Source organism: Nocardiopsis sinuspersici (assembly GCF_001998325.1).
Taxonomy (GTDB): domain Bacteria; phylum Actinomycetota; class Actinomycetes; order Streptosporangiales; family Streptosporangiaceae; genus Nocardiopsis; species Nocardiopsis sinuspersici.
In genome coordinates this window covers 320432-335992 of sequence record NZ_MCOK01000001.1, presented here as the reverse complement: position 1 = coordinate 335992, position 15561 = coordinate 320432, and the positions used below count along the sequence as shown (strand labels likewise).

The window sequence follows — 15561 nt, the reverse complement described above, 5'->3', positions numbered from 1 at the left end:
GACCGGGTCGGGGGTGTGGACCACCCGTCCCGGGGCGCCACGGCTACCGGTCCCCGGCCGGGCCCGCCTCCCGGGCCTCCTTCTCGGCGAGTACCGCCTTGCGGTGCTCGCCGCACAGCCGGTCGGCGTGCCGTACCGGCTCGGGCACCCGGTACTTGGGGGACATCCGCAGCACGAGCTCGGTCGCGCCCTCCAGGTCCACGCGGTGGCCGACGGACACGTAGACGGGTTTGACGCCCTCGCGGGTGCGCAGCACGCGTCCGATGACCTCGCTGCCCCGCTCGGCCAGCGCGCGGGAGTCGGGGACCACCTCCGAGCGCCCGGCGACCATGGGCGTCCACGACCCCCTCTCGTTCCCGGGCACGCTGTGCTTGCCGTAGAGCACCGACTTGGCCGACCCCACCACCGGCAGGTCCAGCAGGACCCCCAGGTGGCAGGCGACCCCGAAGCGGCGCGGGTGCGCGAGGCCGAAGCCGTCGCACAGGTACACGTCGGGGGTCACCTTCAACCGGCCCAGCGCCTCCAGGACCGGCGGGGACTCACGGAACCCGAACAGCCCCGAGATGTAGGGGAAGGACGGCTCGGAGGAGATGGTGGCGGACTCGACCACCTCCATCGTCCGGATGTCCATGACCACGGCCGCCGCCGAGAGCGCCGTGTTGTCCTTGGCGTAGCTGACGTCCAGTCCGGCCACCAGCCGCACCGAGTCCACGTCCAGCGGTTCCTCGCGCACCCGGTCGGCCATGCGCCGCTGGAGCGCGACGGCCTCCTTCGGGTCGTCGGGCCAGTGCTCGGGGTCGTCCAGGACCCGTGCGACCCGCTCAGAGATCTCTGACACCCTGATCCTCCCGTTCGTCCGGTGGTCCGCGCCCTCCATCCAACCCCATCCCCGTCCCCGCGCGGCTGCTCCACCCGCCTACCCGCCGCGCGTGGCACGCCCGACCCCGTCCGGGCAGAATGGGACCGATCGAACACGGACGTCCCCGACCAGCCGGTGCGCGGTCGGCGAGAGGCCGTCCGGCGCCGCCCGCACCGAACCAGCTCCGAGGACGTCTGAGAGGACACCCCACGATGGTCCACCTGTACCCCCTGCTCCCCCTTCTGGCAGGGGTGGTCATCCTCTGGGTGGTGGCGCGCGACACCCGCCTCGAACTGCGCCTGGTCCGCCACGGGGCGCGCGCCAAGGCCCGGGTGATCGGCTACCACGAGACCTCCACGGCCTCGCGCATGATCGTGCAGTTCCGTACCGAGGAGGGCGAGGAGGTCCACGCCGAGCACGAGAACACCGGGTGGACCGCCTCCCGCGCCGGGGAGATCGTGACCGTCGCCTACGACCCCGACCGGCCCGCGGTGGCCCGGATCGTGTCCGGGCCGTGGCTGTCGCACTGGGTACGGGGGCTGTTCGGGGGTCTGGGCGCGGTCCTGGTGTTCACGGGGCTGTTCCTGGGCTACCTGGAGTGGCGCTGACGGGCGGGGCGGGACGGGCCGGGGCCACCGCCTCCGCGGCGGTCCGTCCCCCGCCGAACGGCCGGCCCACGGCGCCTCCCCCGTCCTGTGGCGGCGTCGCCGCGCTCGGCCCCGGATCGCAACGCTAGTACGCTTCACGACGGTGTGCGGGCCGAACGCGGACATCCCGCCCGTCCGGATCCCTGAGCAAGCCGACGGCGGCGACCGCGCGGAGCAGGGGTTGCGCATCCTCTTTGCCTTATGTGACCTTTGCCCTATTGTCACAATGGTTCACAGGGGACAACACCTCTACCATCCATCGAGGAAGTGGACATTCTCGTCCTTCGTGGCAGACTGCTTCCTCACCCGGATATTTCAGCGTTTCATCGGCGAGATACGATCCCCACGCCGAAATGCCGTGTTTGTGGTTACCCTGCGGTACGTCCCGCGTCGAGAACCCCCGACGGACGCCGCCCCGCGGGGCAGGAGGCCGCGCTCAGCGGGCCGAGAAGTGCCGGATCCCCCGGCACCCGGCGCCCGCGGCCCCGCACCGCACCCCGACCCAGACTCCAGACGCGGATCGACAGGAGAACCGTGCAGGCAGTACCCAAGCGACGCAGGCGGACGATCACCGCCCGTATCCGCGCAATGGTCATGATTCCCACCACCGCCTTGGTGGTGCTCTGGCTGATCCTCACCCTCGCCCTCACCGGTGACGCGGTCATGCAGCTCATTCGGGCCAAGGCGACCGACGACCTGGTCACCCCGTCCGCCGTCGGCCTCGTGGACGCGATGCAGGAGCGGTCGCACACGATCGCCTTCCTCGAGCACCCCGACGACGCCGAGCTGGAACGGCAGCTGGCCGAGGCGCGCAACCACACCGACGCCTCCCTGGGCACGGTCATCGGGGAGCTGATCGGCTTCGCCGACATCGCTCCCGGTGAGAGCGGCCACCACATCGAGATGCTGCACATGCGGTACGGCGAGATCGGCGCGATGCGCGAGTCGGTCGACAGGGGCGAGGCGTCCAGGAAAGAGGTCCTCGACTACTACAACGAGCTGATCCTCCACGGCGCCGACAGCTTCGACAGCCAGGCCCGTGAGGGCCTGAACGGCCCGGACGCGGTCAACCCGGGCTTCACCGCGACCTACATGTTCCGCACCGTGGACCTGCTCTCGCAGGTCGACGGCCAGATCGCCCGCGCCTTCGCCAACGACGAGCTCACCCGGGAGGACCAGCGCAGGTTCACCGAGCTGGTCGGCTCCTACGAGAGCTTCCTCGCGGCCAACGGCCACTACCTGGAGGGCGAGGGCCAGAAGGAGCGCCTCGAGACGCTGCTCGCGAGCCCCGAGTACCAGCGGCTACAGGAGATGCAGCAGGCGATCATCGACCGCCAGGTCACCACCGAGACGGTCACCGACCCCGTCACCCTGGTGCCCACAGAGGTCGAGGACCTGTCCATGCCGGTGAACTCCACCGAGTGGTCCGAGGCCTACGACCACGTGCTCTCCGAGCTCACCGCCATCGGCGCCGACGAGGCCCTGTACGCGGCCCAGACGACCCGCGAGGCCGCCAACCAGGCCGTGCTGGTCGCCATCGCCGGCAGCCTCGGCATCGCCGCCGTCACCGTGGGCGCCTTCCTGCTGGCACGCCGCTCCTCGGAGGCGCTCACCAGGCGCCTGCTGCGTCTGCGCGACGACTCCAACGACCTGGCCGAGCAGCGCCTGCCCGAGCTCATGCGCCGCCTGCACCGGGGCGAGCGCGTGGACACCGAGGCCGCACTGCCGGGCCTGGCCACCGACGAGGACGAGATCGGCGACGTCGCCAAGGCGTTCAACACCGCCCAGCGCGCCGCCGTCCAGGAGGCGGTGCAGCAGACCGAGCTGCGCCAGGGCGTCAACCGCGTGTTCCTCAACATCGCGCACCGCAGCCAGACCCTGGTCCACCGCCAACTGCGCCTGCTGGACCGGATGGAGCGCGAGCAGGAGGACCCGGAGCAGCTCTCCCAGCTGTTCAAGCTCGACCACCTGGCCACCCGCTCGCGCCGCAACGCCGAGAACCTGCTCATCCTGGGCGGCGAGGCACCGGGCCGCACCTGGCACCGCCCGATGCCGCTGATCGACGTGTTGCGCGGCGCCATCTCCGAGTCCGGCGACTACACCCGGGTCAAGCGCGAGCGGATCGCCCGCGTCCACCTCAACGGCCCGGCCGTCGCCGACGTCATCCACCTGGTCGCCGAGCTGGTCGACAACGCCGCGATGTTCTCCCCGCCGCACACGCACGTGCGTCTGAGCAGTGACGACGTCCCCAACGGCGTGACGATCGAGATCGAGGACCGCGGCCTGGGCATGACCGAGAGCGAGCTCGAGTCGGCGAACGAGCTGCTGGCCAACCCACCCGAGTTCGACGTGATGCGCCTCAACGAGAAGATGCGCCTCGGCCTGTTCGTGGTCTCGCACCTGGCGCACCGCCACGGTATCCGCGTGCACCTGCGCCCCTCGCCGTACGGGGGCGTGCAGGCGATCGTCCTGCTTCCGCACGAGCTGATCTCCGGGGAGCGCGCCCCGCTCACCGCCACCGAGGACGACGGCGAGGACACCTGGGAGGTGAACGGGGTCCCCCGCCACGCGCCCGGTGAGCTGGAGTCCGGCAAGGGCACCAAGCCCGTTCTGACGACGGTGTCCGCGCCCGCCGAGGACACCCGGCACGAGGACGCCCCGGCCGAGGAGGAGGCCGAGGTCCGCCCGGCGCCCGCCCCCGAGGTCCGCCCGGTCCCCGGTCCCGGGAGCGAGCCGTCCCACGGCGACGACCTCCTGGACTCGGACCCGAACGGCGACCGGCCCTCCCTTCCCACCCGGACCCCGACCATCAGCGCGGTTCCCAGCCCCGGCGCTGACTCCGGTGCCGAACCGCCCGCCACGGTCCCGGCCGGCGGGGGACGCCCGCCGCTGCCCAAGCGGCGTCCCCAGGAGAACCTGGCCCCGCAGCTGGCGACCGAGCCCGAGACCGACACCCGGAGCGGGCCCGCGGCCGGTGGCACGCCCTCCCAGGGAACGGCTCCGGGCAGCGCGGAGCGGCTGGCGCGCCTGCGCCGGAACATGTCCGCGTTCCAGAAGGGAACCGACCGCGGACGGCGCGAAGGCAAGCAGCAGACCAACGACACCGACAAGGACGCGTAACCGTGACGAGTACTCCCGAGAACGCCCAGCGCGACAGTGGAAGCGGCGCGGGCAAGAAGGACATCAACTGGCTGCTGGACGAACTGCTCGATCGCGCGGTGGGGTCCCGGCACGCGATCCTGCTGTCCGCCGACGGCCTCCTGATCGGGCACTCCCACGAGCTCGTCAAGGAGGACGCCGAGCACCTGTCCGCGGTGGCGTCCGCGTTCCAGAGCCTGGCCCGGGGCACCGGACGCCACTTCGGCGGCGGAGAGGTGCTCCAGACCGTGGTGGAGATGGAGAACGCGTACCTGTTCGTCACCGGCGCCGGACGGGGCGCGTGCCTGGCGGTGCTGGCCGAGGAGAGCTCCGACGTCGGCCTCATCGCCTACGAGATGAACGTCCTGGTCGAGCAGGTGGGCCGCTATCTGGACGCCGCGCCCAGGCATGAGGGCGCTTCCGGGGAATCCACACGTTAGGGGACGTCATGCAAGCGCACAGCGAGTTGCCACCCGACGGGATACCGCACGGCCTTCCGCACCGTGACGCGGTCGGCGGATACGACGAGGGCGCGTCCGGAGCGCAGGAAGCCGGACCACTCGTCCGCCCGTACGTGATCGCGCAGGGACGCGACCACGCGGACACCGTCCAACTGGACATGATCAGCGTGGTGATCGCGGCCAAGCGCGCCGAGGTCGACGAGATGGCCCTGGAACCGGAACAGGTCCGCATCCTGGAGCTGTGCCGCCGCCCCCAGTCGGTCGCCGAGGTGTCCGCGCACCTGGACATCCCGGTGGCCGTGGTCAAGGTTTTGCTGAGCGACCTCCTCAACCGCGGCCTCGCGTTGGCCCGCGCCCCCTACACAGCGAAGAGCCCGGTGAGCCGGGACGTACTCCAGGCGGTTCTCGATGGCATCCAACGACTCTGACGACACGCAGGCGCCCGTTCCGGCCGCCCTGAAAATCCTGGTTGCGGGAGGTTTCGGGGCCGGTAAGACCACACTGGTCGGATCGGTCAGCGAGATCGCGCCGCTGAGCACCGAGGAGGTGATGACCGAGGCCAGCTACGGGGTCGACGACCTGTCGGGGGTGGAGTCCAAGACGACCACCACCGTGGCGCTGGACTTCGGCCGCATCACCATCAACCCCACCCTGGTGCTGTACCTGTTCGGCACGCCCGGGCAGGAGCGCTTCTGGTTCATGTGGGAGGAGCTGTCGGAGGGCGCTCTGGGCGCGGTGGTCATCGCCGACACCCGGCGCCTGGAGACGTGCTTCGCCGCGGTGGACTTCTTCGAGCGGCGGGGCGTGCCCTTCGTGGTGGCGGTGAACTGCTTCGAGGGCGCCCACACCTACGAGGTGGACGAGGTCCGCAGCGCGCTGAGCCTGGATCCGGCGATCCCGGTGGCGCTGTGCGACGCGCGGGACCGCGAGTCGTCCAAGAACGTGCTGGTGACGCTGATCAACCGGGTGGCCGAGCAGATGGCCGCCTGACACACGTGCGCTGGAGGGGGTTCGGGGCCGCGGCCCCGAACCCCCTCTTTTGTGCACCAAGGACGTAACCGCATAAAAGAGAACATTCCGGACACGCACCGGGGTTTCGGACAAGGTTTGAACCCCGGAACCGCTGTACACAAGGGCCTTCCAGGTAAAGTGCGCCCCGTGGGACGCCGTCGGGCGCCATCCACCCGCAGACCATGGACCCGTCTGGGGCGGGCCCATACGAAGGTGACTGGAGTTCTCCATGAAGCGGTTCGAGTGGTACGAACGGATCCACGCTCTGGACGCCGAGGCCGACTGCGAGCAGATCGTGCGCATCCTCGGCAGCCACGAGTTCCCATGGGACATCGAGCAGGCACTGGGCCTGGCCCTGTACCGCACCTACGCCGTGCCCAGCGTCGGCGAACTGCTGGCGCACACACGCGAGTTCACCGAACGCACGCAGCACCGCTACGACGACACCGCGCTGATCCTCAACGACATCATGGAGCACGGCTTCGGCCCCGGTCGCGGCCGGGACGCGCTGCGCCGTATGAACCAGATGCACCGCTCCTACGACATCAGCAACGACGACTACCGCTACGTCCTGAGCACGTTCGTGGTCATGCCCGTGCGCTGGCTCAACGACTACGGATACGGCTGGCGCAGACTGACCGGCCACGAGATCGCCGCGTCCACGAACTACTACCGCAAACTCGGCAGGCACATGGGGATCAAGGACATCCCCGAGACCTACGAGCGGTTCCGCGACCTCATGGACTCCTACGAGGACGAGCACTTCGCCTACACCGAGGGCGGGCGCGCGGTCTCCGACTCCACCCTCGACCTGATGGTGAACTTCTATCCGGCCTGGCAGCGGCCCCTGGTCCGCCCCTTCACCAAGGCGCTGCTCGACGACCGGCTCATCCGGGCCTTCGACTACCCCGAGCCCTCGGCCGCCTGGCGCAGGCTCAGCGACGCCGCGCTGAAGCTGCGCGCCGGGGTCGTGCGCCGGATGAGGCCGCGCGAGGAGCCGCGCTGGGCCCGCCAGAGTCCCAACATCCGCAGCTACCCCGGCGGCTACGACCCCTCCCGGATCGGCACCTTCCCCCAGGGCTGCCCGGTCCCGCACGACATGGCCACCCGGAAGGTCGCGGCCACGGGCGCCCACGTGCCCGCACCGGGCCAGGCCGTGGCTCCGGCGTCCCCTCCCGACCCCGCCCCCTCCGGTGGCACGGACACCGCGGCGGCTCCCCGAGCCGCGGAGGAGTAAGCCCCCGCGCCGCACGCGGCCGGCCGAGCCCCCGGCCACACCCGGGCCTTCGCGCCCCCACAGCTCCCACCACCCCCATCGCGCGCTCCCAGCGCCGTGCCATCCCCTTCCCCGAAGGAACCCGCGAATGAAGCGTTTCGCTTTCCGAGACGAGATCCACCGCCTGGACGCCGAGGCCGACTGCGTACGGATCATGCAGATCCTCAACGCCCATGAGTTCCCCTGGGACATGGGCCGCGCACTCGGCATCGCCCTGTACCGCACCTACGCCGTGCCCAGCATCGGGGCGCTGCTCGGCAGGACCAACGAGTTCACCGGCAGCACCCAGAAGCGCTACGACGACACCGCGCTGATCCTCAACAACATGATGCGGTACGGGTTCGAACCGGGCCGGGGACGCGACGCGCTGCGCCGGATGAACCAGATGCACCGCTCCTACGACATCAGCAACGACGACTACCGCTACGTCCTGAGCACGTTCGTGGTCATGCCCGTGCGCTGGCTCAACGACTACGGATACGGCTGGCGCAGACTGACCGGCCACGAGATCGCCGCTGTCACGAACTACTACCGCCGGCTCGGAAAGTACATGGGGATCAAGGACATCCCCGAGACCTACGAGCGGTTCCGCGACCTCATGGACTCCTACGAGCGCGAGCACTTCGCCTACACCGAGGGCGGGCGCGCGGTCTCCGACTCCACCCTCGACCTGATGGTGAGCTTCTACCCGCCACGTGTGTCCGGGCCGGCCCGGAAGTTCTCCATGGCGATCCTGGACGAGTCGCTCATCGAGACCTTCCGCTACGACCCGCCCAGCAGGGCGTGGCGCAGGGCGGCCGACATCGCGCTGAAGCTGCGCGCCAGGGTCGTGCGCCGGATGAGGCCGCGCGAGGAGCCGCTGTGGGCGGACGGCAACCCGAACATCCGCAGCTACCCGCAGGGGTACGACGTCAACCGGATCGGCACGTTCCCGAAGGGCTGCCCGGTGGCGCACGACGTGGACCCGGTCGCCCACGAGGAGCTGTACGCCGCGCAGACCCGGGAGGAGGAGGCCCCCCGGGCGGACGACGCGCGGGCCGGGACGTCCGCGGACGGCCGTCCGTGACCGCCGCGGTCGGTCCCGTACCGTCCGGCGCCGCCGCGCACGGCGGGCACGCCGCGCCGCTGCCCCGGTCCGTGCACGCCTGGTACGGCAGCGGAGCGGTGGCCACGGGCATCTTCAACACGGTGCCGGGGCTGCTGCTCCTGATCTACCTGACCGACACCCTGGCGGTGGGTCCCGCACTGGCCGGGCTGGTGGTGTTCCTGCCCAAACTGATCGATCTTCTGGTCAGTCCGTATATCGGTATCTGGTCAGACAGGACACGGTCGTCCTGGGGACCGCGCCGCCCGTGGATGCTGGCCGGGGCGCTGACCCTGCCGGTGCTGTTCGCCGCGATGTTCGCCGGTCCGCCGCTGGAGGGCGACGCCGCCGCCGGATACGTGGCGGTGGTGTTCGTGGCCGCCGCGCTGGCGTCGTCGGTGTTCCAGGTGCCGCACACCGCCATGCCCGGGGAGATCACCTCCGACTACCACGAGCGGTCCACGCTCAACACGTGGCGGACCGCGTTCGTGGGGCTCGCCCTGATGCTGGGCGGCGCCCTGGCCCCGGTCCTGCAGTCGGCCACCGGGGACGCCGTGTCCGGCTACCGGCTGATGGGCCTGGCCATGGGCGGCGTGGTGCTGGTGTCGATGCTGGGCTCGGTGGCGGGGACGCGCCGGGCACCGCGCCCGGTGTTCCCGCACCGCACCGAGGGTCTGCTCACCCAACTGCGGACGGCCTTCGCCCACCGGCACTTCCGGGTGCTCTTCCCCGCCAACCTGCTGATGGCCACGGCGGGCGGGACCATGGTGGCCGGTGTTCCCTATGTGACGGCCAACGTCATGGGCGCACCGGAATACACGAGCATCCTCATGGTCTGCGTACTGGTGCCGCTGATCGCCTCGGCCCCGTTGTGGAAGCGGCTGTCGGTACGGGTGGACAAGCGCCGTGCCGCCGGGTGCTCGGCCGCGGTGTTCGTCCTGGGAGCCCTGGGGCTGCTGATGATCCCCCTGTGGGGTCTCCCCTGCGCCGTGCTCTCCTCCGCGCTGGTGGGCGTGGGCCTGTCCGGGACGACGCTGCTGCCGTGGTCGATGCTGGCCGACTGCCTGGCCGCCGCCGACGCCTCGGGCCGGCGCCAGGGCGGGGTGCTGTCGGGTGTGTGGACCTCGGGTGAGGCCATGGCGCAGTCGGTGGGCACCGGCCTGCTGTCGCTGTCGCTGGCGCTGAGCGGCTATGTCGAGTCCGGCGCGGGCGAGGTCGTCCGGCAGAGCGACGGGGCGCTGCTCGGCATGCTGGTCGGCAGCACGCTGGTGCCAGCCGCGGTGATGCTGTGCTGCCTGGTGCCGCTGGCGTTCTACCGGCTGACCGCCGAGGACGCGGGGTAGTCCCAGCGCCCCTCAGCGGCCCAGGCGGCGCCACAGGGCGCGCGGCATCAGCCGCATGCCCGTGAAGAGCGGCTGGAGCACACGCGGCGCCCACACGGTCGTGGCTCCCGAGCGCAGCCCGGACGACACCGCGTCCGCGACCTGGCCGGGGGTGGCCGGGAACGGCGCGGGCTCCACGTGCGCGGACATCCGTGTCGGCACGTAGCCCGGCCGTACCACCAGCACCCGCGCCCCGGACCCGTGCAGGGAGTCGGCCAGCCCCTGCGCGAAGCCGTCCAGGCCCGCCTTGGCCGACCCGTACACGAAGTTGGACCTGCGCACCCGTACGCCCGCCACCGAGGAGAGCACCACGAGGGTTCCGTGCCCCTGTTCGCGCAGGCGCGCGGCCACGGCCAGTCCGGCGGACACGTGCCCGGTGTAGTTGACCGCGGCGGCGCGGGCGGCGGCGGCCGGGTCGGCCTCGTACTCGGACTGCTCCCCGAGCACCCCGAAGGCGGCCACCACCACGTCCAGGTCGCCCACCAGGGCCACCGCCTCCGCCACGGTGCCGGTGTGGGTGTCGGGCAGGCCGGCGTCGAAGTCCACCGAGTGCACGGCGGCGCCGAGCCCGGTGAGCGCGTCCGGTGTGGAGGACACCCCTCCCCGGGCCGCCAGCACCACCTCGCGGGCGCCCTCGCGGACCAGCCGCTCGACGATGGCCAGGCCGATCTCGCTGCGTCCGCCGAGCAGCAGCACACTCCGTACCGATCCCACCGAGTCGCGCACGGCGCTCCCCCGCCTTCCCTGAACAGTCGTCATCGTGTCCCCGCCCGGCCCCGTGTCACAGGAGCCGCAGGCGGCGTGCCATGTCGGAGACCAGTACCCCGTCCGGATCGGCCCGCTCCCGCACCCGGCGCCACGCGGGCAGTTCCGGGTACATGGCGTGCACGGTCTCGGCACGGGCCCGGCTGTCCTTGGCCAGGTACAGGCGTCCCCCCGCCCCGACCAGCCGCTCGTCGAAGCCCCGCAGCAAGGCGCCGAGCCCGGGCAGGTCCGCGGGCAGGTCCACGGCCAGCGACCACCCGGGCCGGGGGAAGGACAGCGGCCCCGGCGTCGGGTCGCCCATCCGCTTGAGGACCGCCAGGAACGAGGGCACCCGTGCCCGTGACAGCCCCTCGGCGACACCCGCCAGGGTGCCCTCCTCCCCGAAGGGCACCACGAACTGGTACTGCACCACCCCGGGGCGCCCGTACATCCGGTTCCACCCCCGCAGGGCGTCCAGCGGATGGAAGTAGGAGGCCAGCGGCTGGACCTGGCCGCGCCGGCGCCGGGGGGCCCTGCTGAGGTGGAGGGCGTTGAACGCGCCGACGCTCCACCGGTTCACGGTCCCCACCGGCGGGGTGAGGGGCGGCACGGGCACGCCCGCGTTCCGGTACCGCAGCGGCTGTCGGCGCAGCGGTGGCGGAAGGTCGCCCACCCGTGCGTGGCGGGCCCGGGTGACCACTCCCCTGCCCAGGTCCCCGCCCCGGGCGAACAGGTCCAGCCAGGCCACCGAGTACCGGTCTCCGGCGCGCGCCATCAGCTCCAGGGTGTCCTCCAGGCTCCCGGTCCGGTCGGTGTCCACCCGCATGTAGGAGGACTCGACCGGGAACACGGCCAGGGTCGCCTCGGTGACCACCCCGGTCAGTCCCATACCGCCGACGGTCGCCCAGAACAGCTCGGGGTCCCCGCCGTCCGGGCCGGGTCCCAGGCGGCGCGTGCGCCCGTCCGCCGTGACCAGGGTGAGGGCGCGTACGTGCGCCCCGAGGGAGGAGTCGGCGGGGTGGTTCTTGCCGTGGACGTCGGCGGCGATCGCCCCGCCCAGGGTGACGTGGCGGGTTCCGGGGGTCACGGGGACGAAGCGGCCGCGGCGCAGCAGGTGGGCGATGAGGCCGTCCATGCTGGTGCCCGCGGGGGCGGTGACCTCACCGCGTGCGGTGTCCAGGCGCACGGGCCCGGTCAGCCCGGTGCAGTCCAGCACCAGTCCCCCGGCGTCCTGGGCGGCGTCGCCGTAGGAGCGTCCGAGTCCGCGCGGCAGCGCTCCGCGCTTCCCGGCCCGGGCGAGCGCCTCGGCCACCTGCTCCGGGGTGCGGGGACGCACCACGTGGGCGGCCGTGGGCGAGGTGAGCCCCCATCCGCTCAGGAGGGTCCGCCGTTCCGGTCGGTTCACAGGTAGATCCCCAGTCCCACCAGGACCACGAGTGCGCCGAGGACGAGTTGCAGGGGACGGTCCCGCAGGGCGATCTCCTCGGGCTCCTCCCCCACGCCCCGGTCCACGAGCAGGTTGTAGCGCAGGACGAACATGATGAACGGAACGATACTCACCGCGTGGAAGAGCGTCCGCGGCCCCTCGCTCTGGTCCAGTGCCCACAGGCAGTAGGTGACCACCATGGCGGCCGACGCCATGGTGCGGGTCTGGGTCAGGTAGGCGGCGGTGTAGCCGCGCAGGGTCGGGCGGACGGCGTCCGCGCTCCCGGCCGCGTCCCCGCCCGCGCGCAGTTCGGCCTCGCGCTTGCCGACCACCACCAGGAGCGCGGCCAGCGACACCACGATGACGAACCACGGGGTCAGCGGCACGCCGACGGCCACCCCGCCCGCGACGGCGCGCAGCACGTGGCAGGCGGCGACCGCGACCAGGTCGCACACCACCACGTCCCGGAGGTGGCGCGTGTAGACCAGCGTGAGCAGCACGTACCCGGCGACCAGGGCCGAGAGAGGGGGATTGCCCAGCGCCAGGGAGGCCAGCGGCGCGGCGGCGCAGAGCAGGATCCCCGTCGTGACAGCCACCGGGACGGGGAGCGTGCCGGAGGCGACCGGCCGGTGGCGCTTGCGCGGGTGCGCGCGGTCCCGGTGCACGTCGTTGACGTCGTTGAGCAGGTAGGTGCCGCTCGCGGCCACGCAGAACAGGGCGAACACCGCCGCGCAGGTCAGCAGCGCCTCGGGGCGGACGAGCGCTCCGGCGGCGGCGGGGGCGGCCAGGACGAGGAGGTTCTTGAGCCACTGCCGGGGCCGGCACGCCCTGACCAGCGCGGCGGCCGCTCCCCGGTCACCGCGCGGCGCCCCGTCCGCCGCGGGTCCCGTGGCGTGGGTCCTCTCCGTCATCAGAGGCCCGGGGTGGAAGGACACGCGCCGGCACGCCCGGTCGGGCGCACCGGCGAGGGACGGGTGCGGAGCTCAGCTGTACTGGACATGGCGGCGACCCGTGAGGAACAGCACGACCGCGGCGCCGACGAAGCCGACACCGACGACGAGGAAGGCGATGGGAAGGGTGGTGTGCAGCAGGGGGAGCATGGTGCGGCCCCGCTCGGACTTCTCGACCGCGTTCTGGACCGACTCCTCGTTGGAGACGAGTTCGGCGTCGAACAGGGTCAGCACCTCCTCGCCGTCCACCTCGACGACGCGCTCCTGGTCCTCGCTGATCTTGAGGGGGGAACCGGTGACGGGCTCGATCCAGTAGGTGCGGGTGATGGAGAAGACCTCGTCCCCGGTGACGTCGCCCTCGCCCTCCAGCCCGGCCACCGAGCGCGGCAGGGTGCGCTCGCCGATGGTGGCCCCGTCGACCTCCTGGACGAACTCGTAGGTCTCGACGCCCTCGATCTCCTCGGTCCCCCGGAACTCCATGGGGACGACCTCACCGACGGTGGTCTCGAAGAAGTCGTGGTCGCGCTGCTCGGTGAAGAAGGGGAACTTCCACGCCTGCCCGCTCTGGACGACGGACTCGTCGTTGACCATGGAGTCGCAGCAGTCGACCGCCTCCCCGGTGACGCGGTCGTGCCCGGCCCGGCGGCTGCTGGAGGTGATGCCGAAGCCGGTCTCGGCGTCCTTGACCCAGGTGAACTGGTCCCACACCACCGTCTCGTCGGTGCTGGAGGCCACGTCGGCCCGAATGGTCGAGGTGGCCTCCAGTGCGGCGTCCTCGACGAGTTCCACGTCCTCGATGTTGAAGTAGGTGGCCCCCTCCGCGGTGAGGACCGTTTGGCTGTAGTAGTCCAGAGGGGTCTTCATCAGGGAACTCGACAACCACGTGCGCGTCATGGGGGCAAGGGCGAGGAAGAAGACCCCAAACGCGACGAGAACGACCGCAACGGTACGGCGCATGTGCCCTCCTGGGCGTATGAGAGTCCAGATCTGGAACTGGGTCTAGTGGAACTAGGTCCAGTTCCGGGTAGAGTACTGCCCAGTAGGGAACGACGTCACCAGGGCGTGTCGAAATTTTTATAACACGTTCTAGTGCAACGCGTTCTGGCTCCTCCTCCCTCTGGAAGGCCCATGGCGCCCCACTCCTCCGCGCCCGAGGACCGCGACGTGCACGTCCCCTCCCGGGCCGCCGATCCCCGGCTGGTGCTCCCCCAGGTCGACGGCCGCCACGAGGCCCTCGACGGCATCCGCGCCGTGGCCGCCCTCATGGTCCTGGTCTTCCACGTCGCCTCCGAGACGGGCGAGGCCCTGGCCCCGGGCGTGTACGGCGGGCTGCTGGCCTCCCTCGACCTGGCCGTGCCCCTGTTCTTCGCCCTCTCCGGCGTGCTGCTGTACCGGCCCTGGGCCCGTGCCGCCCTGGACGGTGTGCGCGGACCGCGCGCCCGCCCCTACCTGTGGCGCCGTGCCGCGCGAGTGCTCCCCGCCTACTGGGTGGTGGCCGTGGCGGCGCTGCTGGTCTACGCCGAGGACGAGATCGACTCACCGAGGCACTGGTGGGAGGTCCTCACCCTGACCTTCCCCTTCAACACCGACCCCTCGTGGTTCGGCACCGGACCCTACGGCCTGGGCCAGATGTGGAGCCTGTCGGTGGAGGTCAGCTTCTACCTGCTGCTTCCGCTGTTCGGCCTGCTCCTGGCCCTGTGGGCGCGCCGGGGCCGAAGCGTGGACGCCAGGGGCGCACGCCTGCTCGCCGGCCTGGCCGTGATGGCGGTACTGGGCCTGGCCGCGCTGGTCCCGCAGTTCCATCCCGAGCCGCACGCGTACATGCACACCTGGCTGCCCCGGACGATGGGCCTGTTCGCGGCCGGGATGGCGCTGGCCGTGCTCTCGGAGTGGGCCTGGCGCGAACCCGGCGCGGACGGCCCGGTGCGCCGTTTCTGCCGGACCGTCGCCGCCTCCCCGGGGGTGTGCTGGCTGCTCGCGGGCGGGTTCTTCGTCCTCAACGCCACCGACGCCGCGGGGAGCCGGTTCATCGGCTCCGGCGACATCTGGACGTCGGCGGTGCACTCGCTGACCGGGATCGGATTCGCGTTCTTCCTGGTCGCGCCCGCCGCGCTGGCCCCGCGCCCGGCCTCGGCGCCGGTTCCGCTGCGTCGGGCCGCCGCCTGGCGGGACGGCCGGTGGATGGAGGCGCTGCTGCGGCACCGGGTGTGCCAGTTCCTCGCCCGGATCTCCTACGGCGTGTTCCTGTGGCAGTTCATGGTGCTGTACCTGTGGCGCGACTTCACCGGGCAGGAGATCTACACCGGGTCGTTCTGGCTGGACGCGGTGCCGGTGACGGCCGGAACGATCCTGTTCGCCATGGCGACGCACCGGTGGGTGGAGGAGCCCAGCCGCCGCTGGTCCCACCGGTTCTTCCAGCGGGGGGCCGGAGCGCCCAAGGTCTAGGGCCTGTCCGGTGGACCGGCCCTGTGCCGCCGGGGGTGGCGCGGGCGCCGACGGGGTCCTGGGGACGCGCCCGTGAGGCAGGAGCGGACGCACCGCGGGCCGAGGGTCCCTGCCCTCGGCGTCCGAGCACGAGGCGCG

The 15561-nt window shown here is 71.8% G+C and carries 14 protein-coding genes; 9 read left to right on the top strand and 5 right to left on the bottom strand.

Annotation, left to right across the window (positions count from 1 at the left end):
* Positions 1-43: 43 nt before the first annotated feature.
* Positions 44-838: an endonuclease V gene (locus NOSIN_RS01455; RefSeq protein WP_077693337.1), complete on the bottom strand. Its 795-nt coding sequence runs from the start codon at positions 836-838 to the stop codon at positions 44-46.
* A 233-nt stretch (positions 839-1071) separates the two neighbouring features.
* Here NOSIN_RS01455 and NOSIN_RS01450 point away from each other — a divergent pair, with 233 nt between their 5' ends.
* The 8 genes from NOSIN_RS01450 (at position 1072) to NOSIN_RS01415 (ending at position 9819) form a co-directional block, all read left to right on the top strand.
* Positions 1072-1467 (top strand): DUF3592 domain-containing protein, encoded by a 396-nt coding sequence (locus tag NOSIN_RS01450; protein ID WP_077689007.1) that lies wholly within the window; start codon positions 1072-1074, stop codon positions 1465-1467.
* Between the two features lie 573 nt (positions 1468-2040).
* The gene (locus NOSIN_RS01445; RefSeq protein ID WP_269087582.1) at positions 2041-4626 is read left to right on the top strand and encodes a nitrate- and nitrite sensing domain-containing protein; all 2586 of its coding nucleotides are present in this window, start codon (positions 2041-2043) and stop codon (positions 4624-4626) included.
* 2 nt (positions 4627-4628) lie between these two features.
* Complete coding sequence (locus tag NOSIN_RS01440) at positions 4629-5084, top strand: roadblock/LC7 domain-containing protein (RefSeq protein ID WP_077689005.1); 456 nt, start codon at positions 4629-4631, stop codon at positions 5082-5084.
* Between the two features lie 8 nt (positions 5085-5092).
* Positions 5093-5533: a DUF742 domain-containing protein gene (locus NOSIN_RS01435; protein ID WP_077689004.1), complete on the top strand. Its 441-nt coding sequence runs from the start codon at positions 5093-5095 to the stop codon at positions 5531-5533.
* Positions 5514-6095 carry a GTP-binding protein gene (locus NOSIN_RS01430; RefSeq protein ID WP_077689003.1) on the top strand — a complete coding sequence of 194 codons (582 nt, stop codon included), beginning with the start codon at positions 5514-5516 and terminating at the stop codon, positions 6093-6095. The genes NOSIN_RS01435 and NOSIN_RS01430 overlap by 20 nt, the downstream gene beginning before the upstream one ends.
* A 250-nt stretch (positions 6096-6345) precedes the next feature.
* Positions 6346-7353, top strand: a complete 1008-nt coding sequence (locus NOSIN_RS01425) for an oxygenase MpaB family protein (protein ID WP_077689002.1) — start codon at positions 6346-6348, stop codon at positions 7351-7353.
* 127 nt (positions 7354-7480) lie between these two features.
* Positions 7481-8458: an oxygenase MpaB family protein gene (locus tag NOSIN_RS01420; RefSeq protein ID WP_077689001.1), complete on the top strand. Its 978-nt coding sequence runs from the start codon at positions 7481-7483 to the stop codon at positions 8456-8458.
* Complete coding sequence (locus NOSIN_RS01415; protein ID WP_077689000.1) at positions 8455-9819, top strand: MFS transporter; 1365 nt, start codon at positions 8455-8457, stop codon at positions 9817-9819. The genes NOSIN_RS01420 and NOSIN_RS01415 overlap by 4 nt, the downstream gene beginning before the upstream one ends.
* A 12-nt stretch (positions 9820-9831) precedes the next feature.
* Here the strand turns inward: NOSIN_RS01415 and NOSIN_RS01410 are convergent, their stop codons facing one another.
* From NOSIN_RS01410 to NOSIN_RS01395, 4 genes are all read right to left on the bottom strand, one after another.
* The gene (locus NOSIN_RS01410; RefSeq protein WP_077688999.1) at positions 9832-10584 is read right to left on the bottom strand and encodes a decaprenylphospho-beta-D-erythro-pentofuranosid-2-ulose 2-reductase; all 753 of its coding nucleotides are present in this window, start codon (positions 10582-10584) and stop codon (positions 9832-9834) included.
* A 55-nt stretch (positions 10585-10639) separates the two neighbouring features.
* The gene (locus NOSIN_RS01405) at positions 10640-12007 is read right to left on the bottom strand and encodes an FAD-binding oxidoreductase (RefSeq protein WP_077688998.1); all 1368 of its coding nucleotides are present in this window, start codon (positions 12005-12007) and stop codon (positions 10640-10642) included.
* Complete coding sequence (locus tag NOSIN_RS01400) at positions 12004-12939, bottom strand: decaprenyl-phosphate phosphoribosyltransferase (RefSeq protein WP_077693336.1); 936 nt, start codon at positions 12937-12939, stop codon at positions 12004-12006. The genes NOSIN_RS01405 and NOSIN_RS01400 overlap by 4 nt, the downstream gene beginning before the upstream one ends.
* Before the next feature lie 72 nt (positions 12940-13011).
* A complete protein-coding gene (locus NOSIN_RS01395; RefSeq protein ID WP_077688997.1) occupies positions 13012-13935 on the bottom strand; it encodes a DUF3068 domain-containing protein in 924 nt (307 codons plus the stop codon).
* Positions 13936-14106: 171 nt separating this feature from the next.
* Here NOSIN_RS01395 and NOSIN_RS01390 point away from each other — a divergent pair, with 171 nt between their 5' ends.
* On the top strand, positions 14107-15423 hold the full coding sequence (locus tag NOSIN_RS01390) for an acyltransferase family protein (protein WP_077688996.1): 1317 nt from the start codon (positions 14107-14109) through the stop codon (positions 15421-15423).
* Positions 15424-15561: the final 138 nt, after the last annotated feature.